We start from the raw sequence: 23,906 nt of genomic DNA on the forward strand, positions 1-23,906 counted from the left end.
GAGTACATCATGAAATACACAAAATTTTTCTTATTGCTTCCTTTGCTGGCGCTCACGGCTTGCGCAATGACGCCGCCGCCTATCGTGCATCAGCCTACGTCCATTCCTGCGCAATCGGCCAAGCCACAGAAGCAGGCGAATGGTGCGATTTTCCAGCAGGCTACTTATCGCCCCTTATATGAAGATGCCCGGGCCCGTATGGTTGGTGACACCCTGACGATATCCATCGTCGAGAAAACTTCTGCTGGCAAGGCTGCTGCTGCTTCCAATAGCAAATCTGGTGCCGCTTCTTTTGCCGCGCCTACGGTATTTGGTGTTCCGGCGACGACAACGGCGCAAGCTAGTCTGGCGACTTCGTCTTCTACCAAATATGATGAAAAAGGCGCGCAAACTGCCAGTAATAATTTTACCGGTACGATTGCTGTCACAGTAATTGATGTCATGCCAAACGGTAATCTGCTGGTCAGTGGCGAGAAACAACTGGCCTTTGATAAAGGGGCCGAGTTCGTGCGTTTTTCTGGCGTAATCAATCCAACCACGATAGCAGCGGGAAATGTCGTGGCTTCCACGCAAGTGGCAGATGCACGTTTTGAATATCGTTCCACATCGAAGCTTGACATGACAGAAATGAGTTCCATGTTTGCGCGGTTTTTCCTTAGTTTCCTTCCTTTGTAGTGAATTTTTTACAGCGAATTGTCAGGATAGTTTTATGAACGCACTTTCCACATCCAGAATGATCAGGGTGGCCATGCTTGTCATGGTTGTGATGGCTGCCATGATCACGCCGGAAAGTCGTGCAGAACGCATCAAGGATCTGGCTGGCATACAAGGCGTGCGGCAAAATCAATTGCTCGGCTATGGCCTGGTCGTTGGTCTGGATGGCAGCGGTGACCAAACCACGCAAACCCCGTTTACAGTACAAAGTATTATCAGCATGATGCAGCAACTGGGTGTCACCATACCGGTGGGAACCAGCCTGCAATTAAAGAATGTGGCTGCAGTCATGGTGACCACCTCCTTGCCACCTTTTGCACAACCCGGGCAAACACTGGATATCACGGTATCGTCGATGGGCAATGCCAAGAGTTTGCGTGGCGGCACTTTGTTGATGACCCCTTTAAAAGGTGCCGATAACCAGATTTACGCGATGGCACAGGGTAATGTGCTGGTCGGTGGTGTGGGTGCCTCTGCAAACGGCAGCAAGGCGCAGGTCAATCATTTAAGCGTAGGTAAAATTTCTTCTGGTGCGACGGTAGAGAGGTCTGTGCCCAATTCCGTAGCGCAGGGGGCGACGATACAACTGGAATTGAACAGTTCTGATTTTTCTACTGCCAGCCGCGTGGTTGATGCTATCAACCGCCGCTTTGGCCCGGATACTGCTGCAGCCATGGATGGTCGTGTAATACAGGTAAGGGCACCAGCCATTGCTGATCAGCGCGTAGCATTTTTGGGTAATCTGGAAAACATTGATGTGACGCCAGCGCAAATGGCAGCCAAGGTGATCTTGAATGCGAGAACTGGTTCCATCGTCATGAACCAGGCAGTGACACTGGAAACCTGTGCCGTGGCACACGGTAATTTGTCTGTCGTTATTAATACGGACAATACCGTCAGTCAGCCAAATGCCTTGGCCGCCGGACAAACTGCGTCGACGGCGAATTCAACTGTCACGATCAGCAAAGATGCCGGACAATTATTGATGCTCAAGGCGGGCGTTTCTCTGTCAGATGTCGTCAAGGCCTTGAATGCCATCGGTGCTACACCACAAGACTTGCTGGCCATATTGCAGGCCATCAAGGCGTCTGGTGCCCTGCGTGCAGATCTGGAAATTATCTAAGGAATCGTGATGATAGGGCGCACCGATTTCACCGATAAAACAGCCTTCGACAGCAAAGGTCTTGACGAGCTCAAGCAGTCGGCCAGGAATAATTCGCCTGAAGCGATCAAGGGTGCTGCCCAGCAGTTTGAAGCACTGTTCATGAACATGATGCTGAAGTCCATGCGTCAGGCAGGTGGCCAGGACGGTCTCTTTGACAGTGAACAAAGTCGCATGTACACCTCCATGCTGGATCAGCAACTGTCACAGACCATGGCCAAGAAAGGCGTAGGCCTGGCGGATGTGCTGGTCAGGCAATTGTCGAACAATGCCATGAATCAGGCCCTTGAGGGAGATACCGGCAGCAAGTCTGCCAGTGGCGATACGATAGCTAATCTTGGTAGTTCTGCCAGCATGCGTGGCATCAACACTTACCTGGATAACCTCAAGTTTGAGCAAATGCCAGCGAATGCGCCAAAAACTGCCTATACTGGACCTAACCATATACGTGAATTCCAGGAAAAACTGGCCGTGCATGCAGAGCAGGCAAGCCAGGAAACTGGTATCCCGGCAAAATTCATGCTGGGCCAGGCAGCGCTGGAAAGCGGCTGGGGACGTCGTGAAATTAAAACTGTTGACGGTTCCAGCAGTCACAATATCTTTGGCATGAAAGCAACCAAAGGTTGGAGAGGCAAGACAGTTGACGCTGTAACAACTGAATACGTGAATGGTGTAGCCCAACGCAGGGTAGAGAAGTTCAAGGCTTACGATACTTATGCTGATGCATTTAAAGACTATGCCAAATTGATCACGAAAAACCCACGTTATGAAAACGTGATGGCTAATGCCAAAGATGCTTCAAGCTTTGCCCAGGGTTTGCAAAAAGCTGGTTATGCCACTGATCCTGAGTATGCCAATAAGTTAACAAAGATCATCAAAAACTCCCTTTCAACATAATTCCAACATAAGTTTCCCCAGTGAAAGTGCAATCAGATTAAAGTTTTGCAGAAACGCACCGAAAACATGATTGAAAGCACTGGGTGTATAACTTAGCAAAAGAGCAGGTTCAATTATGGGTTCAAATATATTTGGCATTGGGCTATCTGCACTGAATGCAGCGCAACTGGGTATTACGACGACCGGTCACAATATTGCCAATGCATCAACACCCGGTTACAATCGTCAAACTATACTGCAGGCTGCGAATGAGCCGCAAAATCTTGGTGGTTCATTTATCGGGCAAGGTGTATCTGTTACCCAGATACAGCGCCAATACAATTCTTTTCTTGCTGGTCAGGTTAATGCTTCTCAGTCTGCAAAAAACCAGGCGGACGTGTATCTCACTCAAATCAGCCAGATCAATAACCTGGTTGCCGATCCAACCGCAGGTGTAACCCCCGCATTACAGGATTTTTTCAAAGCATTTCAAAACCTTGCAGCCAGTCCTAATGGTACTGCAGGTGCTGCGGCGCGTCAGGCTGCCTTGTCATCTGCACAATCGCTGGCCGGGCGTTTGAATGGCCTGCAAACACGTCTCGACCAAATTGCTGCTGACGTCAATGGTCAGATCGGTACGACAGTTGGTGCCATCAATAGCTACGCGGCACAGCTGGCGAACCTGAATGACACTATTGAGAAAGCACAAGGTATATCAAGCAGCAGTAGTGGCCCGAATGATTTGCTTGATCAGAGAGATCAAATCGTTACTGAGTTGAGCAAGCTGACCAAGGTCAGCGTGGTGCCACAGGGCGCAAAATACAATGTCTTCATTGGTAATGGTCAGCCACTTGTACTCGGTAGCAATGTCAATCAGCTGGCAGTGAGCCAGTCTCTGACGGATCCCACTCGTACAGAAGTGTCTTACCTGGCCAATGGTGTGCCAGTCTTATTGCCTGAAAACAGTTTTGCTGGCGGCAAGCTGGGTGGTCTATTCGATTTTCGTGCCAGCACGCTGGATGTTGCGCAAAACAGCATAGGCCGGATAGCGATAGGTCTTGCCACACAGTTTAATAATCAGCAAAAGCTTGGCCTGGATTTAAATGGGCAGGTTGGTGGTAATTTCTTTAGTGTTGCAGGCCCTGTGACTACCCCGAGTGCCCTGAATACTTCCACAGCCAGTATTAATGCCACCATTACCGATACCTCAGCCTTGACCACCAGCGATTATCGTCTGCAGTTTATAGGTGGCAATTATAAAATTACCCGTTTGTCGGATGGCGCGACGCAGTCTTCCGCGACCCTGCCTTTGAAATTTGATGGCATTAACTTTCAGTTAGCACCACCACCTGCGGCGGCTGTGCCAGCGGCTGGCGATGAATTTTTGATCAGGCCGACAGCGGCTGGTGGTTCCACTTTTGCAGTGACTATTCAAGATCCTGCCAAACTGGCAGCGGCAGCGCCTTTAACGACATCTTTCCCCACGACCAATACAGGCAGTGGCAAGATCAGCGTTGGTGTTGCCAATTCGCAGGTATCCTCTGCCAGTAACTCTGCTACTGCCACTATAGGGCCTGCGACTACCGATGATTCTTTCCTGGGCTCAACCTTGGCCGCACCAGTCAACCTGACCTTTGCCTCGCCAGCGAATACGATTTCCGGCTTTCCGGCAGGTGCAACGGTGTCCGTCAAAGTTGGTGCTGTCACGACCACTTACCCGCCACCAGCCACAGTGCCATACACCAGTGGGGCAACCATCAGTTTTAGCGGTATCAGCTTTGCGATCAAGGATGGTGCAGCACCACCAGCCAATGGCGACACTTTTACCCTGGCAGCAGCTTTGCCAGTAGCGGCAAGTACGCTGACCTATAACTCGGCTGGTAATACACTTACCGGTTTTCCTGCTACTGCCAATGTCACTGTGACCAATGGCAGTGTATCGACTACCTATCCGGCAGGCACGGCAGTTCCTTATACCTCGGGGTCTACCATTAGTTATAACGGCATCAGTTTTTCTGTTTCCGGCAATCCAGCCAATGGTGATGTGTTTAACGTAGCCCCGAACACCAATGGCTCTGGTGATAACCGCAATGCGGTTATTTTGAGTAATTTGCAAACTAAAAATACTGTCGGTGGCAGTACTACGACTTTCCAGGGCGGCTATGCCCAGTTTGTCAGCCTGGTGGGTAACAAGGCTCATGAGCTGGAAATTACCAATGCCTCTGAAACAAAATTATTGGCCCAGAATATCACGGCCCAACAATCAGAATCCGGCGTGAACCTGGATGAAGAAGCAGCAAATTTATTACGTTATCAGCAAGCCTATCAGGCAGCAGGCAAGCTGATGCAAATTGCAAGTACATTGTTTGACTCCTTGTTGGCGTTGGGCAGATAGAGGTAATCATGCGTATCAGTACCAGCACTATTTATCAATCCGGCGGCGCCAGCATCAGTGATCTGCAGGTCGGCTTGAACAAGACCCAGCAACAGATTGCTGCAGGTCGTCGTATTCTAACCCCGGCAGATGATCCTATCGCGTCCGCACGTGCGCTGGTTATTTCGCAGTCAGATTCCATCAATACGCAGTTTGCGACTAATCGTCAAGCCGCCAAAAATAATCTCAGTACAGCTGAAAGTGCTTTGGGCAATGTCACTGATACGCTGCACAATATCAAGGCGCTGATTGTCCAGGCCGGTAATGGTTCTTATACAGATACTGAACGTGGATTTATAGCCCAGCAATTGCAGGGCAATCTTGACCAGTTGTTTGGCTTGGCCAACTCTACCGATGGCACGGGTAATTATCTGTTTTCCGGTTTCAATACAACGACAGCGCCTTATACAAAAGTAGCTGGTGGCGCTGCTTATAATGGCGACCAGGGGCAGAGATTTATCCAGGCAGATACTTCCAGGCAAATACCTATCAGTGGCCCCGGCACAGATATTTTTCAAAATATCCGCACTTCGGCTGGTCAGTTCAATGTGCAGTCCAATCCTTCCAATGTCGGGTTGGCGGTGGCAAATGCGACGATCAATGTACCGACTTCAGCAAATCTGACAGGTAATAACTACGAAGTTGCGTTTGATAATCTGGGTACTTCGTTTACCGTGACAAATAAAACCACAGGTAATGTGGTGGTTCCATTGACACCTTATGTCAGCGGCGGGACGGTTACCTTTGATGGCATAGATTTGAATGTCACCAACGCTGGTGGCCCACCGGTAGTTGCGCCTGGCCCTGGCGATAAATTCTCGGTGCAGCCAGGTAATCAGAATATTTTTGAAACTGTCACTGACATCATCAATGCCTTGAATACGCCTGCCAATACGGCTGCAGCAAAAAAAGACCTGAATGCCGCTTTGACTCAAGGTAATAATAATGTCGACAAGTCTTTGAATAATGTGCTGACAGTACGTGCCCAGCTGGGTACCAGCCTGAAGGAAATTGATGACCTGGACAGTGAGGGTGACGCCAAGGGCGTCGCCTTCAAGCAGGATTTATCTGCCTTGCTAGATCTTGATTATGCCAAGGCGATTACTGAACTCAACCAACAGCAAACTACCTTGCAGGCGGCACAGCAATCATTTGTCAAAACATCCGGATTGTCATTGTTTGACTATATTCGTTGATTGTTTATTGGGTGATTCGAGTTTAAAAACAAAAAAGCAGCCTGGGGCTGCTTTTTTGTTGATGCTTTACCCTGATGCTTAAATTTTTTCCATGTCTTCTGCATCAAGCGCTATCACATGGGTTTGCATGATACCACGCTCGTCATGCCATTCGCGCACGACACAGGGCGCGCCTTCTTCATCCATGGCGATGACCTTGAAGAACTGGCCTATCATTGATTCAATCAGGATACGTTCATCTTCAGGGAAGCTCTTGATAAATCTTTTGTCGAGATTGACTACGCGGACGATATCGCCCACGACGACGGGTTGGTTCTTGCAATCGACAGCGGCTTGAGGTGCAGACATGGCTATTTCCGATAAATTATTTTGGATATTGTACTTGGTCTCCGCCATTCTGCAGCAGGCAAAATAAAAAGGCTTGATTGTTTCAAGCAATCAAGCCTTTCATTTTACGCTTCAGGTTTCAAACTTGGTCCTGCATCCTATGTTCAGGAAGTCTTCTTTTCCCGCGCAACCCAGTACAGGGCAAAGGCAATCAGCGCATAAGGAATCATGGACAGGGCATTCGCATTGACACCTTCAAAGAAAGGATTGTTTGCAGTAGCCCAGTCACCGATTTTCTTGTCAAAGTCGGTCAGGATACCCGCCGTGAATGCAATCACTATACCTGCCAGTGCGCCGCCTGCAATATAACCAGATGACAGCAAGACACCAGAACTGCGGTCACCCGCCGCCTGTTTCTCTTCTTCGCTGAGATGCTTATTATGTTCCAGCTTGTTGTTACGACGGTCGACTGCCCAGCGTATCATGCCGCCGACAAACAGCGGAGCAGAGGATGACAGCGGCAAATACACACCAACTGCAAAGGCCAGCGATGGGATGCCCGCCATTTCCAGTACCAGCGCAATCATCACGCCAAACAGGACCAGGGTCCAGGGCAATTGTCTGTCCAGGATGCCCTTGATGATATAAGACATCAGTACGGCTTTCGGCGCATCGTATTTCTTGACTTCAGTACCGTCAGGGCGTTTGTTGTAAGCACCATTGATACCCGGGTCAACCAGGTAGACTGCCTTGCCTGCATTGTCGACAAAGTACTTACCGGCAGGGCCGCCAACATTGTCATTCTTGTGCCAGACTTTGTATGTGCCTTTGTCTGTATCAGCTTGCGGGCCTTGTAGTTGCGCAGTGTCCGTCAGTTTTGATGCATCTGTTTGCAGAGCCGGGGCAACTTGCGCTGCTGGTACATAGACAGTGCCGGAGTCATTCAACTTCAACAGGATAGGACCAAGAATCAGGGCAGAAGACAGAGCACCAGCCAGAATTGCATACTGTTGCAAGCGTGGCGTGGAACCAACGATGTAACCGGTTTTCAAATCCTGCGAGGTCGTACCCGCATTGCTGGAAGCGATACAGACTATCGCACCGACAGACAGGGCGGTGACATAGTACTGACCGCCAGTCCAGCCCATGATCAGGAAGATCAGGCAGGTGAACAGCAGGGTTGCTACCGTCATGCCAGAGATAGGGTTGGAAGAAGAACCTATCTCACCTGTCAGGCGGGACGATACCGTGGCAAACAGGAAACCGAATACCAGAATTAACAAGGCACCCAGGAAATTCATGTGCAGCGGTGTCGCAAATGTAATGACAGCGATGATGGCCAGCGCGCCAATCACTACCCACTTCATCGGGATATCCTGATCAGTACGCAATGGAGCAGTAGCGGCTGCAGCACCTTTGCCCAGGCCAGACAAGCCAGCCGACAGACTGCGCCAGATAGTAGGCATTGCACGCATGAGGCTGATCAAGCCACCAGCCGCAACCGCACCAGCGCCTATGTACAGGATATAAGCACCGCGCACATCATGTGAACTCATTTCACTGATGAGCTTGGTTCCGGGAGCCAGTGGCACACTCAATGCATCACCAAAGAACTTGATCATCGGTATCAGCAAGAGGTAAGACATGACACCACCGGCTGCCATGACCGAAGCAATACGCGGGCCGATGATATAGCCTACACCCAGCAATTCAGGGGATACTTCTGCACCCAGTGAACCACCTTTGAGTGGAGCACCGAATACAACTTCAGGCGTGTCTTTCCAACCTTTGAGTGCAACGTTGGCGATCTTGTACAGGAGACCAATACCAAAGCCGCCAAAGATAATCGCAGCACGTTTGCTGGCATCATCTGCTGCATTTGGATTGTTTTTTTCACCAGCAGCTTCGCGGGACTCGTCGGTTGCTGCTGCTTTCAAGACCTCGGCACAGGCGGTGCCTTCAGGGTATTTCAGTTCATCATGCTTTTCAACGATCATGGTTCTGCGCATGGGGATCATGAGCAAAATGCCGAGCAAGCCACCAAGGCAACCGACCAGCATGACGCGGGAAATTTCCAGGTCAAAACCCAGGATCAGGATGGCTGGCATGGTGACACCGAGGCCAAATGCCAGGGATTCGCCAGCAGAACCAGCGGTCTGGGTAATACTGTTTTCCAGAATGCTGGCATCTTTCGCGCCCAGTTTATTGCCCAGGCGGAACAGGGTGATGGCTATCACGGCTACCGGTATCGAGGCACTGACGGTCAAACCGACCTTGAGTACCAGATACAATGAAGATGCACCGAAAACCATACCAAGCAAGACACCCATGATCAGGGCTCTTGCGGTCATTTCGGGGAGATGGGCTGAGGCAGGGATATAGGGCTTGAACCCTGAGCCCGGCTTGGCAGCAGGCGTTGACATTTCTGTTGGCATTGGTCTACCTATTTTGTTGTCAAAAAAGCTGAATAAGAGGGTGATCCATTTCAGCGCAGCGAATAAACAATCCCCCTCTGTCTCCTGAGGGGGATCGATGAAAAAACATAAATATTCGCGCATTATCACGCTTTTTTCAGCCTGTTTGCAATGCCATCCTTAAACTTGTTGCATCTCCTCTTGTTTACTCAGGCGTGGCAAGACCGTGATGCCGCGAATAATCGGGTTTTTTGCCGCTAATGTTGCCAGCAGCAAGGCCGCCACACCTGCAAAACCCAGCGCATAGCGCAAACCCATATGCTCACCCAGCCAGCCACCTATCAAGGCCCCAGGCCCTGCCGGTATCAATATCAGCCAGCGCATGGTACTGGTCATGCGGCCCAGCATGGCTTCTGGCGTAACTGCCTGGCGCAAAGCCAGGAAGTTGATAAAGATCAGCACGCCACCTATGGAGAAGCACATCAGCATGAAACCAAATGCAGCGATACCCCAGTTATTGGCAGGTGCCAAAGCCAGCAAACCCCAGCCCAGGCCGCAGACTGCCACACCCAGCACCATGCAGGGGCCTGGCCCGATATTGCGGCTGATGCGGCTGCCATACACGCTGGCGATAATGGTACCCACACCCATGCCCATGTAGCTGAGACCAACTGCCTGTTCAGATAAACCCAGTTCACGCGTGGCAAACAGGATTTGCACGACCAGCGCAGCGTTATAGCAAAGCTGCCAGCCACCTACTGTCAGTGCCAGTGCAATCAGCAAAGGCTTATTGGCAACAAAGGATAAACCAGCTTTCAAATCACGCCAGAAATGCGCGTCTGCACGTGGTTCCCTGACTTCATTCACATGGATGCCGCGCAAGATCACGGCTGATGTCAGCAGCAAGATAGCATCAGCCAGCAAGGCTATTGGTGCACCTAGCAGTTTGATCAATGCGCCGGCAGTGGCAGGGCCTGCAACTTCAGCCCCAGAGGTTGCCAGGGCATTTTTTGCATGTGCTTCCACCAGACGGTCACGCGGCACGATCTGTGTCAACACGATCTGGGAAGCCGTACCTGCCGTGGTGTTGACCATACCTATCATGAAGCCGACTATATATAACCATGTCATGTTCAGATAACCCAGCCACCAGGCCACAGGCACGCTGGCGACCGAAATGGAGATCATGATTTCGCCGACTACATAAACCGGCAGCTTGCGTACCCTGTCCAGCCAGACGCCAGAAGGTAGCGACAGCAAGACGAAAGGCAGGATCTCCATGAAGGTCAGCATGCCCATCTGTGTGGCACTGGCGTGCAGCAAAATAGCTGCAGTCAATGGCAGCGCCAGCATGGTGACCTGGGCACCAAATGAGCTGATCAGTATCGAAGTCCAGAGACGCCGATAGACAAGATCGCGTAATAAATCCCGTTCCGGGAGTGAAAACATGTCTAAAATTTTATTTTTCATGATGAGCAATACAATAATTTGCCCGTGTCTTTATTCTTGACGAGATGAATAGCAGTACACAGGTCTGGGCGTCTATGCGCAACCAGGATGTAGCAAAAAGCAAAGATGGATGATAACTAATGCCTGATTTGGCTTGGTATAGCTGAGCAAACTGGGTCAGCGACTACTACCGTATCATCGGAGCATCTGGCGAATAGCGCAGATTAGTCGAATTGGTCTAAATATTTGTACTATTCGGACTATTCGAACTTAATGGGGCTTGGGGCATGCGCAAAGCTACGTCGCCAGTGCTGAAAAGCCTGGTTGCACCACGGTGTTACTAGTGACGCTGTAGTTTGAAAGTGCATTTACCCGAGTCCTGAGGGTTGAAAGTGAATGAAAATTAAGGAGCGTCATAGATTTTTATTGACGCGCAGTACAGATAGATTGTATTGCTCTTCATAAGTTCCCGCTAGTGAAAAAAATATGATGTTTGAAAAACCTGTAGTCATGATTGACTTTGAAACCTCCGGCATGTCACCAGACCAGGGAGGGCGCGTTACCGAAGTGGCAGCCTTGCGCATCGTCGGCGGTGAAATAGTTGACCGCTATGTCAGCCTTATCAACAGCAATGTGCGTATCCCTTACTTTATTACTGAATTGACAGGCATTACCCAGGCCATGGTCGATAAGGCACCGCCAGCATCTGAAGTATTGCCTGAACTCGTGGAGTTTATTGGCACTGATACACTGGCTGCCCATAACGCCAGTTTTGATGAAAAATTCTTATTGGCCGAGAGTGACAGATTGGGCTTATGGCCTGCCCATGATGGCGTGATTTGCTCCGTCAAACTGGCGCGCAGAGTCTTCCCTGGTTTGAGCACTTATTCACTGGGGCCATTGGCAGCTTCCATGGGCATACGTTTCAAAGGTTCTGCCCATAGGGCAGAAGCAGATGCGGAAGTGGCATCTACCCTGATGCTGCGTATTGCCAGTGAGCTGGGACAGCGTTATGGCTATTCCACAATTGACCCGCGCCTGCTGCAGGATATTAACAAGCTGACAGCGGTAAAGGTGCCAGCATTTTTGAAAAAGCACCGAGCGGCTGAGATTGCTGCTGATGCTGCCCCCGTGCCTTTGATAAAAACCAAGGGTGTGCAACGTTTTCGCCACTACAAAGGCGGGATTTATGAACTGGTGTGTGAGGCAACGCAAGAATCTGACTTAAGCCCTGTCATTGTTTATCGCGCCCATGATGGTTCAATCTGGACCAGACCCAGGTCCGTTTTTTTTGAAATGCTGCTGATCAATGGCGCAGAAGTCATGCGCTTCACTCCCATCAAGGAATAAAAAGCGGGCACATTTCATTGTGCCCGCCTTGCCTGTCGCTTTTCTTGTTATGCCGGTTCTGCCTGTGCAACCGGGCTTGCTGCTGCCGATGCCTCCTTGGCAGGTCCATCGGTAATCAGTTTGCGCAAGACAGGGATCAGAATGATGAGGACGATGCCCACGCCGACACTACTCCAGCCCAACAAGGAGAAGATGTAGTTATAGGTTGGATTGGTGGATGAGGCCAGACCCTCGGTCGCTTCAGGTATCAGGCCTGAAAATTTGCTGGCCAGGATAGATGCTGTGCCTGTTACCAGCATCCAGGTGCCCATCATCACGCCCTGATACTGGCGCGGTGCAAGTTTGCCTATCATGGCATAACCGATAGGTGAAATGAGCAGCTCAGCAATACTTTGCAGGATGTAGCTGATGAATATCCATTTGAAAGCCACCAGGCCATTGCTGGCAGCAGTTGCTATACCTATGGGCAGAACCAGGAAACCCAGGCCGATGATAATCAGTGCAGCAGAAAACTGGCGCGGGATATCAATATTCCAGCCCTTGGCACGCAGCTTGTCAAACAGCATCGCCATCAGTGGGCCGCCAAACATGATGACAAAGCTATTGATATTCTGTATCCATTGCGGCGCAACTTCATAACCCCAGACCATGCGATCTACATTACTGACCGCAAACAGTTGCAAACCCATCGGGGCCATTTGATACAGTGTCCAGAATACCAGTGAACCTATGGTCAGCAAGACATAGGCCGTCATATTATTGCGTTCGCGGGGTTCTTTGTGGATGGCAGTCAGGATAATGAAGATAACTGCAATCGCGATGCTGATGATCATGACCAGGTTACCCGTCATTTCTGCACGGTGCAGCATGAATTCAACCAGCGGCACAAGGCCAACCATAACAGCCAGTCCCACCATAAAACGCATGCGGAACTGGTTTGCCGTTGCATCCAGCAGTGTTGTGTTCAGATCGCATAACCTGCGCCAGTTAACCGCTGCCAGCACGATGGCCATGAAATTGCCTATGGTGGCGAAGATGAAGAGGCTGGCATAGTCCTCTTGCAACTGGTAATAACCGGCTGCGGTGAAGCCAATAAAAAAGCCCAGGTTCATGCCTGCATAATTCCACAGGAAGGCGCTTTCACGGCGATTGTCTTCAGGCTTGAAGCGTTGCGTCAGCATGAGGTTCAGGCAGGTGACGTTCAGGCCACTGCCCGTCAGAAAGAAAGCCAGACCCCAGTACATTGTCGCCGACGTACCCATGGAGATAGTCGCGCAGCCTATCACTTGCAAGATCATGCCGCCAACAAACAGGTTGCGGTTGCTGATAAAACGACCGGCCAGATAACCACCAAACAAATGCAGACCATAATTGAAAGCGCCAAACACACCCATGATGGCCGTGGCATCCTTGGCGGTGAAGCCCAGCTTCTTGGTGGCATATAGCACCAGGGTGGAATACAGTACGGCAAAACCCAGGGTGGCGAAAATCTGTATGAAAAAAAGTGCGCCTGCGCCTTCGGGTACGGTAGCCAGTCTTTGTTTGATGGTGGACAAGGTAGTCTCCAGAGTGGTGGTCTGGCAGGCATTGTAATGCAAAGAAATGCTGGAAATAAGACAATTTGTATAGATAATTTCTATGAGAAAGGTCAAAGTCAAAATCATGCGAAAATGACTCATTAATAAGTTCACATCACAGCCAGATAACAGGAAAACATAGCAAGCAATGGACAGCATAGATCTCGAAGTACTCAAAACCTGTGACGCCTGGATCAAGGCGGGGCAGCCCTGCGAACTGGTCACTGTCATCAAAACCTGGGGTTCCAGCCCAAGGCCCGAAGGCGCGACATTGGCTATTGCAGGCAATGGCCAGGTAGTAGGTTCTGTCTCTGGCGGTTGCATAGAAGACGATTTGATAGAAAGAGTGCAGCGTGAAGGCATGCAGCGTCATTTGCCAGAGATAGTCACCTACGGCATTACCGCGGATGAAGCCCACCGTTTTGGCCTGCCCTGTGGCGGCACAATAGAACTGGCAATAGAACCTTTATCTGCACGCAGCCAGCTTGATGCCTTGCTGCAGGGCCTGCAAAGACATGAATTGCTGGCCAGACGCCTGGATTTGCGCACCGGGGAGGTGACACTCGCAAAGGCTGATCCGGGCCAGCAATTACAGTTTACTGATGAAGCTTTGATAACAGTGCACGGGCCGCGCTGGCGCTTGCTCATCATAGGGGCAGGGCAGTTGTCACGCTTTTTGGCCAGTATTGCAGTCGGCATGGATTATCAGGTCACGGTTTGCGACCCGCGTGAAGAATACCGCAGCGGCTGGAAAGTCGAAGGTGTGCAACTGATTCATGCCATGCCCGACGACCTGGTGCTGGAAATGCAGCTGGATAGCCGCAGTGCCGTGGTCGCCCTGACGCATGACCCCAAGCTTGATGACCTGGCGCTGATGGAGGCTTTGAAGTCCGATGCTTTTTATGTCGGTGCCATAGGCTCGCGCATTAACAATGCCAAACGACGTGAGAGACTAAAAGAGTTTGATCTCAATGACGAACAACTGGCAAAACTCCATGGCCCCATAGGCTTATATATAGGCAGCAAGACTCCGGCAGAGATTGCGATTTCCATACTGGCTGAATTGACGGCGGTAAAAAACCGCATCCTGCTGCCTGCAGAAGTGAATGTCGCCCATGCCAAATCCACGCTTGCCTGATTTTTTGAAGAAAGAATAGTGAAAAAACGATGACTAACTACGCTTTTCGCCTCTTGAATGTGTTTGCAGAAGAAACTCTCGGCGGTAACCCACTTTGTGTATTTGAAAATGCCACAGGCATGTCGGATGAGCAAATGCAGGCCATGGCCCTGCAATTCAATTTGTCTGAGACTGTGTTTGTATTGCCCTCAAAAACTGCTACTGCAAGAATGCGCATCTTTACGCCAGATACAGAGATGCCTTTCGCTGGGCACCCCAGCCTGGGTGCAGCGCAGGTGGTTGGCTGCCTCAGTAATTCCAGCCAGATTACGCTTGAGTGCAAGGCGGGCCTGGTCGATCTGCGTCTTGAGAATGGCATTTGGACACTGACCGCACCGCACAAAGGCGAATCTGTGGTCAAAGCCAGTGGCCTTTCTGCCGCGCAAGCAGCTTCTTTGCTTGGGCTGGATGAAAGCGATATTCATTCTGTTCCGTTGTGGATCAACACTGGTAGCGAACAAATGCTGCTGCCTTTGAATTCAAGGGATGCAGTTTTACGTGCCGCGCCAGACGCCAGCAAGCTGCCTGTCTGGCCTGCCAATAGTCTGGGGCGCAAGTCTGTCTATGTATTTGCCTTTGATGAGCCTGTGGCAGGGGATGAGCGCCTGTCCGTAACGGCGCGTTATTTCTTTGCCAGGCAGGGCGGCGGCTTTGCCGAAGACCCGGGCACAGGTTCTGCCTGCGCCAATCTGGGTGGCTGGTGGCAGCATCAGGGGCGTGATTTACCCATCAGCATGCGCATAGCCCAGGGTGCACAAGTCAGGCGTCCATGCCAGCTTTACCTGGATGTGGCAACTGACAAGAGTATACGGGTAGGTGGCAAAGTGATAGAAATTGCACAAGGCCAGCTGCAAATCTAGAAAAATTCTTCTGAATCGGACTTAAATCAAGCTGAACAGCATATAAATAGACATAAAGCACGGGAAGAGCAGGCGTAAATCCTTTAAAATAGCGACTTCATTCATTTGCACTGAAAAACCAGTGGCCCTAAGATTTTGCGTCTGTGGCCCGGTTCAGGATATTCCCCTATGAGCATGTCTACTACCCAGGAAATCGTTGCCGAATTGCGCGCTGGCCGCATGGTGATACTGGTTGATGAAGAAGATAGAGAAAACGAAGGCGACCTGATCATGGCTGCCGAGTTTGTCACACCAGAAGCCATCAATTTCATGGCCAAGTTTGGCCGTGGGCTGATTTGTCTGACCTTGACAGAAGAACGTTGCGATCAGTTGAATCTGGCCATGATGACCAGCCGCAACGGTACGTCCTTTGGTACCAACTTCACCGTGTCGATAGAAGCGGCTGAAGGCGTGACTACTGGCATTTCTGCCGCTGACCGTGCCCGGACTGTACAGGTAGCTGTTGACAAGAAGTCCACTGCTGCTGACATCGTCCAGCCTGGCCATATTTTCCCGCTGAAGGCGCAAAGAGGCGGCGTCCTCATGCGTGCTGGCCATACCGAAGCCGGTTGCGACCTGGCAGAACTGGCTGGCCTGACACCAGCATCCGTGATTTGCGAAATCATGAAGGATGACGGCACCATGGCCCGTCTGCCTGATTTGATCGAATTCGCCAAAGAACACGATATGAAGATAGGGACGATTGCCGACCTGATTCATTATCGCAGCCAGACAGAGAGCATAGTTGACCGCGTGGCCGAGCGTGAAATGCATACCGTGCATGGCAGCTTCAAGGCCCTGGTGTATCGCGACAAGCCCAGTGGGTCTGCCCATTTGGCGCTGGTGCATGGCGATATCAGCCGTGAAAAAGAAGCACTGGTACGTGTGCACCAACCGGTATCGATCATAGACTTGCTGGAAAGCCAGGCTACCACGCATTCATGGAATGTCGCGGCGGCCATGGCAGCTATCAAGAAGGCAGATTCTGGCGTCATCGTCCTGCTCAATTGCGAAGAAACTGCCGAGCAGATGTTTGACCAATTCAAGGCACTCGATACGCCAGAAACCAAGCCAGCAGGCCGTGCCGCACGCATGGACTTGCGTAACTATGGCATAGGTGCACAGATTTTGAAGGATGTGGGTGTGGGCAAGATGAAATTGCTGGCCAATCCACGTAAGATGCCGTCCATGACAGGATTTAATCTTGAAGTTGTTGGGTATCTCGATAAGCCGTGCGCAGACAAATAAGGATGGGAGTGCCGGGCCGCAGCAGTGTCGCCAGCGGTCTTTTTAGTGCATTTTCATCACTCACATCACATCAGGCGCGAAAAGCGCAAGAAAGAATATTATGACCGTTGGACATTACGAAGCAAATTTGGATGGCGCAGGCGTACGTGTGGGTATCGTACAGGCGCGTTTTAACGACAATATCGGCAAGGGCTTGCTGGATGCCTGCCTGGCTGAATTGTCATTGCTGGGCGTACTCAATGAAGACATCCTGCACGTAACTGTGCCCGGTGCACTGGAAGTGCCGCTGGCCTTGCAAAAACTGGCAGAAACCAATCAGTTCGATGCCCTGATCGCCCTGGGTGCAGTCATCCGTGGTGAAACCTACCATTTCGAGTTGGTATCGAATGAATCCGGTGCAGGTATCACCCGTGTGGGCCTGGATGCTGGCATCCCTATCGCCAATGCCATCCTGACCACAGAAAATGATGAACAGGCTGAAGTGCGCATGCAGGAAAAAGGCCGCGATGCCGCCCGCGTTGCCGTAGAAATGGCCAACCTGACCCTGGCCCTGGAAGAACTGGCAGAAGCTACAGAAGACGTGCACTATGATGCCTGATCGTCTTGTTCAGGTTCAACTTGTGCTTAAATCAGTTGAAGCGCAAGTTTGAGCCAGAGTAGATGATCGCCAGTTGTATTAAGTAAATTAAGTAAGAGAAGATATGAATAATAAAACCCAACACGCCAATCCCAGCAAGAACCGTTCGCCACGCCACAGGGCGCGCGAATTTGCCTTGCAGGGCATGTACCAATGGCTGCTGAATAATGAAGATTCCGGCGCGATTGAAGCCCATATCCGTGAAGCTCACGGTTTTGACAAGGCTGACAGAGAGCATTTTGACTCCCTGCTGCATGGTGCTATCAAACAATCCATAGAATTGCGCGAGCAAATTGCGCCCTTGATCGATCGTAGTATTGCGGAATTGTCACCGATCGAACATGCGGCCTTGCTGATCGGTGCCTATGAATTGAAGAACCACATAGAAATCCCTTATCGTGTCGTCATCAACGAAGCGGTAGAGTTGACCAAGTCCTTTGGTGGTCTGGATGGTCACAAGTATGTCAATGGTGTACTCGACAAGCTGGCAGCAAAACTGCGTGCGACTGAGGTTGCAGCGGGTAAATAAGTTACTGACTAAGTTACTGACCATATTTGTAAAAGTATCTACCGCCTTATTTTGAAAGATAAATAAGGCGGTTTTTTTTAGCCTGTGTTTTTAGGAAGTGCCATGCATCAAAATCTCGCAGCAAGACTGGACAATATCGCCCCTTTTCATGTGATGGAACTCATGAAAATGGCGGCAGAACTGGAAAAGCAGGGCCGTCATCTCGTTCATATGGGTATAGGCGAGCCAGACTTTACAGCTCCGCAAGCGGTTATCGATGCTGCCGCCGAGGCCATGGCAGCAGGGCGTTTGCAATATACCTCTGCCCTGGGTTTACCTGCATTGCGCACGGCGATATCGCAGCATTACCGTGATGTGTTTGGTCTTGACGTGCCAGCTTCCCGCATTATTGTGACGGCTGGAGCATCGGCTGCCTTGCTACTGGCATGTGCCGCGCTGGTCGAACCGGGCAGGGAAGTGCTGATGCCTGACCCTTGCTATCCCTGCAACCGCCACTTTGTTGCGGCATTTGAGGGCAGGGCAAAACTCATCGCCAGCGGGCCTGACCACCGCTTTCAACTGACTGAAGAAATCGTCCGCCAGCAATGGGATGGACGCAGCAGCGGCGTTTTGCTGGCTTCTCCATCGAATCCTACCGGCACGTCCATTGAGCATGAAGAACTGGGCAAGATCGTCGCTGCAGTAAAAGAATTGGGTGGCTTCAGCATCGTTGATGAGATTTATCAGGGACTGACTTATGATGGCGCACCATTTTCTGCCCTGTCGCTGGATGAGGGTGTGGTCGTCATCAATAGCTTCAGCAAATATTTCAATATGACGGGTTGGCGTCTTGGCTGGCTGGTGGTGCCTGAGCGTATCGTGCCTGCACTGGAAAAGCTGGCGCAAAATCTGTTCATCTGTCCGTCTTCGATTGCACAGTATGCTGCCCTGGCTTGCTTCGAGCCTGCGACTATCGCCATTTATGAAGAGCGCAAGGCAGAATTCAAGCGCCGCCGTGACTACATCGTGCCAGCATTGCGTGAGCTTGGCTTTGGTATTCCAGTTATGCCCGATGGTGCATTCTATGTATATGCCGATTGTTCCAGATTTACTGACGATGCAGATGCTTTTGCCAAACAGGTGTTGAACGAAGCCGGTGTGGTGATTGTGCCGGGATTGGATTTTGGTCCAGCGACAGCGACATCGTATGTGCGTCTGTCGTATGCCAATTCATTGGAGAATTTGCAGGAAGCAGTTGCAAGGTTGAAGAAGTTCCTGGCTCACAGATAATTATGCCAGGGGCGTCAGGAAGTGAAAAAGCCACCTGATCAAAATTCAGGTGGCTTTTTTCAAAAGAACAGGAACGAGCAGGATTACAGTGCTGCGACCTGGTCTTTTTTCGTTTCTACTGTCAATTTAGCTTCTGTAGCATCAGGCTTGTGTACCGGAGCCGCTTCGATAGGACGGGCTTGCACAGGCGCTGGTGCAGGGGCACTAAAGAAGGTAGGCACATTTTTACCTGCTGATACATCTTTCAGGCGCTTGTATTCATTCAATACACGGGCGCCATAACCAGAATCATTGTCGGCATCGGCTGCACCTACATACATCTTCAGGCCAGCTTCAACAGAGCCACCACGGGTGACATAGTCTTTCAATATCAAAGCACCAACTCGGATATTGGCAACAGGGTTCAGGGCGGCTTTAACGCCACCAAGATCCTGAAACTTGTCGTGATGTACTTTTGACATAACTTGCATCAAGCCTTGCGCTCCTACCGGGCTTTCAGCAAAAGGATTCAAGCCGGACTCTATCGCCATAACAGACAGAATCAGCAAAGGATCAATCTTGATTTCCTTGGCGGTCAGATAAGCTGCAGATACCAGCATGTTGGTAGCATCGGTAGCCACGCGGTAGCGTTTGGCCAGCCAGGTGGTTACCCATTGTTGCTGGCGTGTGTTGCCCATCATTTTTGCTTCTTCTTCAGATGTGCTTGTTTTTTGCAAATTGCTGTCAGAATCAGCCTGGCCTGGTGCTTGCATCAAATGGGCAAGATTAGGTGCTGGTATAGCTGCTACGGCTTCCGCGGGCTCTTCGCCTGCTTCAGCATAGGGTGACAAACCTTTGAATTTGTCGGTAAGTTCAGGTTTGACATACATCGTGACCAAAACGGTCATTGCAATGATGCCAGCGAGTGTCAGCAGGTTGCGCAGGGTGGTGAATAAGCCACTGGTTGTATCACGCGCTACCATGGAGAGCGCTTTGCGCATGTCCATTGAAGAAAAACTACTTTGTTGTACAGCTAAAATAAAACGTTGAAACATTCTTACCTCCTGAATCTTCGCGATGCGTCATTCAACTTATTTAAAAGCCAAACACAGTGCGTACTTCCGCGAATCAGAAACATCGTCCCCGTCACAAGTGTGATCGTGAGACGCCGGAGCCGTTTGTCAAATCAGGTCCGTCGAACCTGTTCATGGTGTGTCCAGTGACAAACAACTTTTTTCGGGATAAGGCAGACGCCTTTTGAAAACAATCCTTACAATGTTATGTTGGGGCCCGATCCCCGTGAATGATGTTACCGTTTGGCGAAACTCTCTTTGTGTCGAAAGTGGCGGAAGTCATTAACCTCTTCATCAAGTTGGGCGAATTGTAGGGGCGGTTTTATATCAAGTCAACACTATCAAACAGGAAAGTAATTACTTTTATGTCTTATGATTTGTGCTGCAACGCAGCAAAATTCAATAAAATCAAGCACTTGGCAGAAGTTGCTAGTGCGACTAGTGCAGAGATACGAAAAAGCGAAAAATGATGAAATATTCTGATTTGAGAGATTTTATTTCCCAATTGCAAGAAAAAGGCGAACTTAAACAGGTGGACTTGCCTGTTTCACCACATTTGGAAATGACCGAGATTTGTGACCGCACTTTGCGTGCCGAAGGTCCGGCTCTTTTATTCACCAAACCTGTTGGTCATACCATACCAGTACTGGGTAATTTATTTGGAACGACACGTCGTGTAGCACTTGGTATGGGAGCAGAAAACCTGAGCGAATTGCGCCAGATAGGCCATGTTTTATCGGCATTGAAAGAACCGGAACCTCCCAAGGGTTTTAAAGAAATCATGGGCATGGGTGCCCTGGTCAAAGCGGTCTGGGACATGTCGCCAAAAGAACTGCGTGGTGCCAAATGCCAGGAAATAGTATGGGAAGGAAATGATGTTGATCTCGCTCGTTTACCCATACAGCATTGCTGGCCTGGCGACGTTGCGCCATTGATCACCTGGGGTCTGGTGATTACCAAAGGCCCCAATAAAAAGCGTCAGAATCTGGGTATATATAGACAGCAGGTTTTGAGCCACAATAAAGTCATCATGCGCTGGCTGGCACATCGCGGTGGTGCGCTGGATTTCCGTGAGCACGGCATCGTCAATAAAGGTAAACCTTATCCCATCGCCGTTGCGCTAGGTGCTGACCCAGCTACTATATTAGGTGCAGTGACGCCAGTACCGGATAGTTTGTCTGAATACCAGTTCGCCGGGCTTTTGCGCGGTAGCCGTACTGAACTGGTGAAGGCCATAGGCAGCGAATTGCGCGTGCCAGCGTCAGCAGAAATTGTGCTGGAAGGGCATATCTATCCTGATGAAAATCACCCTAGCGGCTATGAGCATGCGCTGGAGGGACCGTATGGTGACCACACCGGTTATTACAATGAGAAAGACTGGTTCCCGGTCTTTACCATAGACCGCATCACCATGCGCCGTGATCCTATTTATCACTCTACGTATACAGGTAAACCGCCAGATGAACCTGCGGTACTGGGGGTGGCGCTGAATGAAGTCTTCATCCCTCTGTTGCAAAAACAGTTCAGTGAAATCACGGACTTTTATTTGCCGCCAGAAGGTTGCAGTTATCGTATGGCAGTGGTGCAAATGAAGAAGGCTTATGCGGGTCATGCCAAGCGCGTCATGTTCGGGGTCTGGAGTTTTTTACGCCAGTTCATGTATACCAAGTTCATCATCGTCGTAGATGAAGATGTCAATATCCGTGACTGGAAAGAAGTCATCTGGGCGATCACTACCCGCGTTGATCCCTTGCGCGATACCACGCTGGTGGATAATACGCCGATTGATTACCTGGATTTTGCTTCGCCCGTCAGCGGCCTCGGCAGCAAGATGGGTATAGATGCCACCAATAAATGGCCAGGTGAGACCAGCCGTGAGTGGGGTACGACCATAGAGATGACGCCGGAAGTCAAAACCAAGGTAGACCAGATCTGGCAAGAACTGGGCTTGTGATTGGTTTGTAAACACTGTGTTTTAGCGATTAAATTTTTGCGTGTATATATATGACTGAATTAAATGCTTCAGGGGCTTTAGAGACTTCAGGTATTTCCATGGTTTGGGATTATCCGCAACCGTTCACGCGAGCAGTGAAGCCGCAAGAAAGTGATATCGATGGTTTGAATCACACTAACAACGCAGTCTATGTACGCTGGTGTGAAGAAGTCGCATGGGGTCATTCTGAAGCGCTGGGCTTGAATCTCGCAGACTACCATCGCCTGGACCGCGCCATGGCCATCAGGCGTGGTGAATATGATTATGTCTTGCCAACCTTGCTTGGCGAATCGCTGACGCTGGCGACATGGCTGTTTGCCAGCGATGGCAAACTCACCATGGACCGGCGATTTCAATTGATACGCGATAGCGATAGTGCCACCGTACTCAGGGGGCGCTGGAATCTGGTCTGCATAGAGCTTAGCAGTGGCCGGGCACGCCGCATGCCTGCAGAGTTTTGCGATATCTATTTACCGGCGGTGGTTCCATCCCTGTAAGCGGCAATTCAGGGGAGGTGGCATTAAGCCAGGCATTTGTTGGACTCAGACTACGCTTTACAGGGCAGCATCTACATGCTGGCAAGTAAGGTGCATTATTCAAGTACAATCAATTACCTCTATTTCTTGCTTTCCCCACATGAAACGCCCGCGTTTTTTACCCGACAACATGACTTTGCTGCTGTTAGGCGTGGTCACTCTGGCCAGCCTGTTTCCTGCACGCGGGGTGGTCGCATCAGGCTTTGATCATTTGTCTGTCGGCATGATTGCCTTGCTGTTTTTTATGCATGGGGCCAAGTTGTCGCGTCAGGCCGTGCTGGCTGGTCTTACTCATTGGCGTCTGCATTTGCTGGTGATGGCATTTACTTTTGCCATCTTCCCTCTTATGGGCGTGGCATTAAAGCCCTTACTCTTGTCTCTGGTTACACCAGAACTTTATGTAGGCATACTCTTTCTATGTGTACTGCCCTCGACCGTGCAATCGTCAATTGCATTTACATCCGTAGCCCGTGGCAATGTGCCTGCTGCCATTTGCAGTGCCTCATTGAGTAATATGCTGGGAATTTTCCTGACCCCATTACTGGTCGGCATGGTTGTCGTCGCACATGGTGAGAGTCATTCGTCACTGGATGCGATGTTGAAAATTGTTTATCAATTATTATTACCCTTTATCGCAGGACAGTTGGCGCGGCCCTGGTTGCAAGCCTGGTTGGAAAAATATGCCAGCACACTGACCATGGTGGACCAAAGCTCAATTTTGCTGGTGGTCTACGTCGCTTTCAGCGAAGCAGTAGTGCAGGGATTGTGGCAGCAGTTACCACCTTTGATGCTGGCAAGTTTGTTGGGTATCAGCGCCGTGATGCTAACGATCATCATGAGTCTGACAACCATCATCAGCCGCTGTCTTGGATTCAGCAAGGAAGATGAAATCACGATCGTGTTTTGTGGCTCAAAGAAAAGCCTTGCCAGTGGTGTGCCCATGGCCAAAGTTTTATTTGCCAGCCATGCGGTTGGTATGGTCTTATTGCCACTAATGCTGTTTCATCAGCTACAGTTGATGGTATGTGCCTTCATGGCGCAACATTACGCTAAAAGATAAGGAGTCA

20 protein-coding genes are annotated in these 23,906 nt (G+C 50.4%); 15 read left to right on the top strand and 5 right to left on the bottom strand.

Annotated elements, in window-relative coordinates; all coding sequences use genetic code 11:
- Positions 1 to 9: 9 nt before the first annotated feature.
- The 5 genes from AC3WQT_RS18410 (at position 10) to flgL (ending at position 6,382) form a co-directional block, all read left to right on the top strand.
- Entirely contained in the window at positions 10 to 675 is a 666-nt protein-coding gene (locus AC3WQT_RS18410; protein WP_492705854.1) for a flagellar basal body L-ring protein FlgH, read from the top strand.
- A gap of 58 nt (positions 676 to 733) precedes the next feature.
- Positions 734 to 1,837 (top strand): flagellar basal body P-ring protein FlgI, encoded by a 1,104-nt coding sequence (locus AC3WQT_RS18415; RefSeq protein WP_492706271.1) that lies wholly within the window; start codon positions 734 to 736, stop codon positions 1,835 to 1,837.
- 9 nt (positions 1,838 to 1,846) lie between these two features.
- Positions 1,847 to 2,773 (top strand): flagellar assembly peptidoglycan hydrolase FlgJ, encoded by a 927-nt coding sequence (gene flgJ / locus AC3WQT_RS18420; protein WP_492705856.1) that lies wholly within the window; start codon positions 1,847 to 1,849, stop codon positions 2,771 to 2,773.
- A 115-nt stretch (positions 2,774 to 2,888) separates the two neighbouring features.
- Positions 2,889 to 5,147, top strand: a complete 2,259-nt coding sequence (flgK, locus tag AC3WQT_RS18425; protein ID WP_492705857.1) for a flagellar hook-associated protein FlgK — start codon at positions 2,889 to 2,891, stop codon at positions 5,145 to 5,147.
- 8 nt (positions 5,148 to 5,155) lie between these two features.
- Positions 5,156 to 6,382, top strand: a complete 1,227-nt coding sequence (flgL, locus tag AC3WQT_RS18430) for a flagellar hook-associated protein FlgL (RefSeq protein WP_492705859.1) — start codon at positions 5,156 to 5,158, stop codon at positions 6,380 to 6,382.
- 78 nt (positions 6,383 to 6,460) lie between these two features.
- Here flgL and AC3WQT_RS18435 read toward each other — a convergent pair whose 3' ends face one another.
- The 3 genes from AC3WQT_RS18435 to AC3WQT_RS18445 form a co-directional block, all read right to left on the bottom strand.
- Positions 6,461 to 6,730 carry a hypothetical protein gene (locus AC3WQT_RS18435; RefSeq protein WP_422952091.1) on the bottom strand — a complete coding sequence of 90 codons (270 nt, stop codon included), beginning with the start codon at positions 6,728 to 6,730 and terminating at the stop codon, positions 6,461 to 6,463.
- 143 nt (positions 6,731 to 6,873) lie between these two features.
- Entirely contained in the window at positions 6,874 to 9,144 is a 2,271-nt protein-coding gene (locus tag AC3WQT_RS18440) for an OPT family oligopeptide transporter (RefSeq protein ID WP_492705861.1), read from the bottom strand.
- Between the two features lie 159 nt (positions 9,145 to 9,303).
- Entirely contained in the window at positions 9,304 to 10,572 is a 1,269-nt protein-coding gene (locus AC3WQT_RS18445; protein WP_492705863.1) for an MFS transporter, read from the bottom strand.
- A gap of 486 nt (positions 10,573 to 11,058) precedes the next feature.
- Between AC3WQT_RS18445 and AC3WQT_RS18450 the strand changes: the two genes are divergently transcribed.
- Positions 11,059 to 11,922: a DUF1653 domain-containing protein gene (locus tag AC3WQT_RS18450; RefSeq protein ID WP_492705865.1), complete on the top strand. Its 864-nt coding sequence runs from the start codon at positions 11,059 to 11,061 to the stop codon at positions 11,920 to 11,922.
- A 47-nt stretch (positions 11,923 to 11,969) separates the two neighbouring features.
- Here AC3WQT_RS18450 and AC3WQT_RS18455 read toward each other — a convergent pair whose 3' ends face one another.
- On the bottom strand, positions 11,970 to 13,478 hold the full coding sequence (locus AC3WQT_RS18455; protein ID WP_492705867.1) for a peptide MFS transporter: 1,509 nt from the start codon (positions 13,476 to 13,478) through the stop codon (positions 11,970 to 11,972).
- Positions 13,479 to 13,647: 169 nt separating this feature from the next.
- Here AC3WQT_RS18455 and AC3WQT_RS18460 point away from each other — a divergent pair, with 169 nt between their 5' ends.
- The 6 genes from AC3WQT_RS18460 to AC3WQT_RS18485 all read left to right on the top strand — a co-directional run bounded on the left by AC3WQT_RS18460 (position 13,648) and on the right by AC3WQT_RS18485 (position 19,258).
- Complete coding sequence (locus tag AC3WQT_RS18460; RefSeq protein ID WP_492705869.1) at positions 13,648 to 14,637, top strand: XdhC family protein; 990 nt, start codon at positions 13,648 to 13,650, stop codon at positions 14,635 to 14,637.
- A 29-nt stretch (positions 14,638 to 14,666) separates the two neighbouring features.
- Complete coding sequence (locus AC3WQT_RS18465) at positions 14,667 to 15,536, top strand: PhzF family phenazine biosynthesis protein (protein WP_492705870.1); 870 nt, start codon at positions 14,667 to 14,669, stop codon at positions 15,534 to 15,536.
- Positions 15,537 to 15,704: 168 nt separating this feature from the next.
- Entirely contained in the window at positions 15,705 to 16,823 is a 1,119-nt protein-coding gene (gene ribBA, locus AC3WQT_RS18470) for a bifunctional 3,4-dihydroxy-2-butanone-4-phosphate synthase/GTP cyclohydrolase II (protein ID WP_492705872.1), read from the top strand.
- Between the two features lie 100 nt (positions 16,824 to 16,923).
- The gene (gene ribH, locus AC3WQT_RS18475) at positions 16,924 to 17,421 is read left to right on the top strand and encodes a 6,7-dimethyl-8-ribityllumazine synthase (protein ID WP_110253023.1); all 498 of its coding nucleotides are present in this window, start codon (positions 16,924 to 16,926) and stop codon (positions 17,419 to 17,421) included.
- A gap of 103 nt (positions 17,422 to 17,524) precedes the next feature.
- Complete coding sequence (nusB, locus tag AC3WQT_RS18480; RefSeq protein ID WP_492705875.1) at positions 17,525 to 17,989, top strand: transcription antitermination factor NusB; 465 nt, start codon at positions 17,525 to 17,527, stop codon at positions 17,987 to 17,989.
- 102 nt (positions 17,990 to 18,091) lie between these two features.
- Entirely contained in the window at positions 18,092 to 19,258 is a 1,167-nt protein-coding gene (locus AC3WQT_RS18485; RefSeq protein ID WP_492705877.1) for a pyridoxal phosphate-dependent aminotransferase, read from the top strand.
- A gap of 83 nt (positions 19,259 to 19,341) precedes the next feature.
- On the opposite strand, the gene AC3WQT_RS18490 is transcribed toward AC3WQT_RS18485, so the two are convergent.
- On the bottom strand, positions 19,342 to 20,238 hold the full coding sequence (locus AC3WQT_RS18490; protein ID WP_492705879.1) for a transglycosylase SLT domain-containing protein: 897 nt from the start codon (positions 20,236 to 20,238) through the stop codon (positions 19,342 to 19,344).
- Positions 20,239 to 20,779: 541 nt separating this feature from the next.
- Between AC3WQT_RS18490 and ubiD the strand changes: the two genes are divergently transcribed.
- The 3 genes from ubiD (at position 20,780) to AC3WQT_RS18505 (ending at position 23,899) form a co-directional block, all read left to right on the top strand.
- Entirely contained in the window at positions 20,780 to 22,264 is a 1,485-nt protein-coding gene (ubiD, locus tag AC3WQT_RS18495) for a 4-hydroxy-3-polyprenylbenzoate decarboxylase (RefSeq protein WP_492706272.1), read from the top strand.
- Positions 22,265 to 22,314: 50 nt separating this feature from the next.
- Positions 22,315 to 22,800, top strand: coding sequence for an acyl-CoA thioesterase (locus AC3WQT_RS18500; protein WP_492705881.1), 486 nt, complete (start codon positions 22,315 to 22,317; stop codon positions 22,798 to 22,800).
- A 139-nt stretch (positions 22,801 to 22,939) separates the two neighbouring features.
- Entirely contained in the window at positions 22,940 to 23,899 is a 960-nt protein-coding gene (locus AC3WQT_RS18505; RefSeq protein WP_492705883.1) for a bile acid:sodium symporter family protein, read from the top strand.
- The last annotated feature ends 7 nt before the right edge of the window (positions 23,900 to 23,906 follow it).

This window comes from Undibacterium sp. FW305-107, from assembly GCF_058788535.1.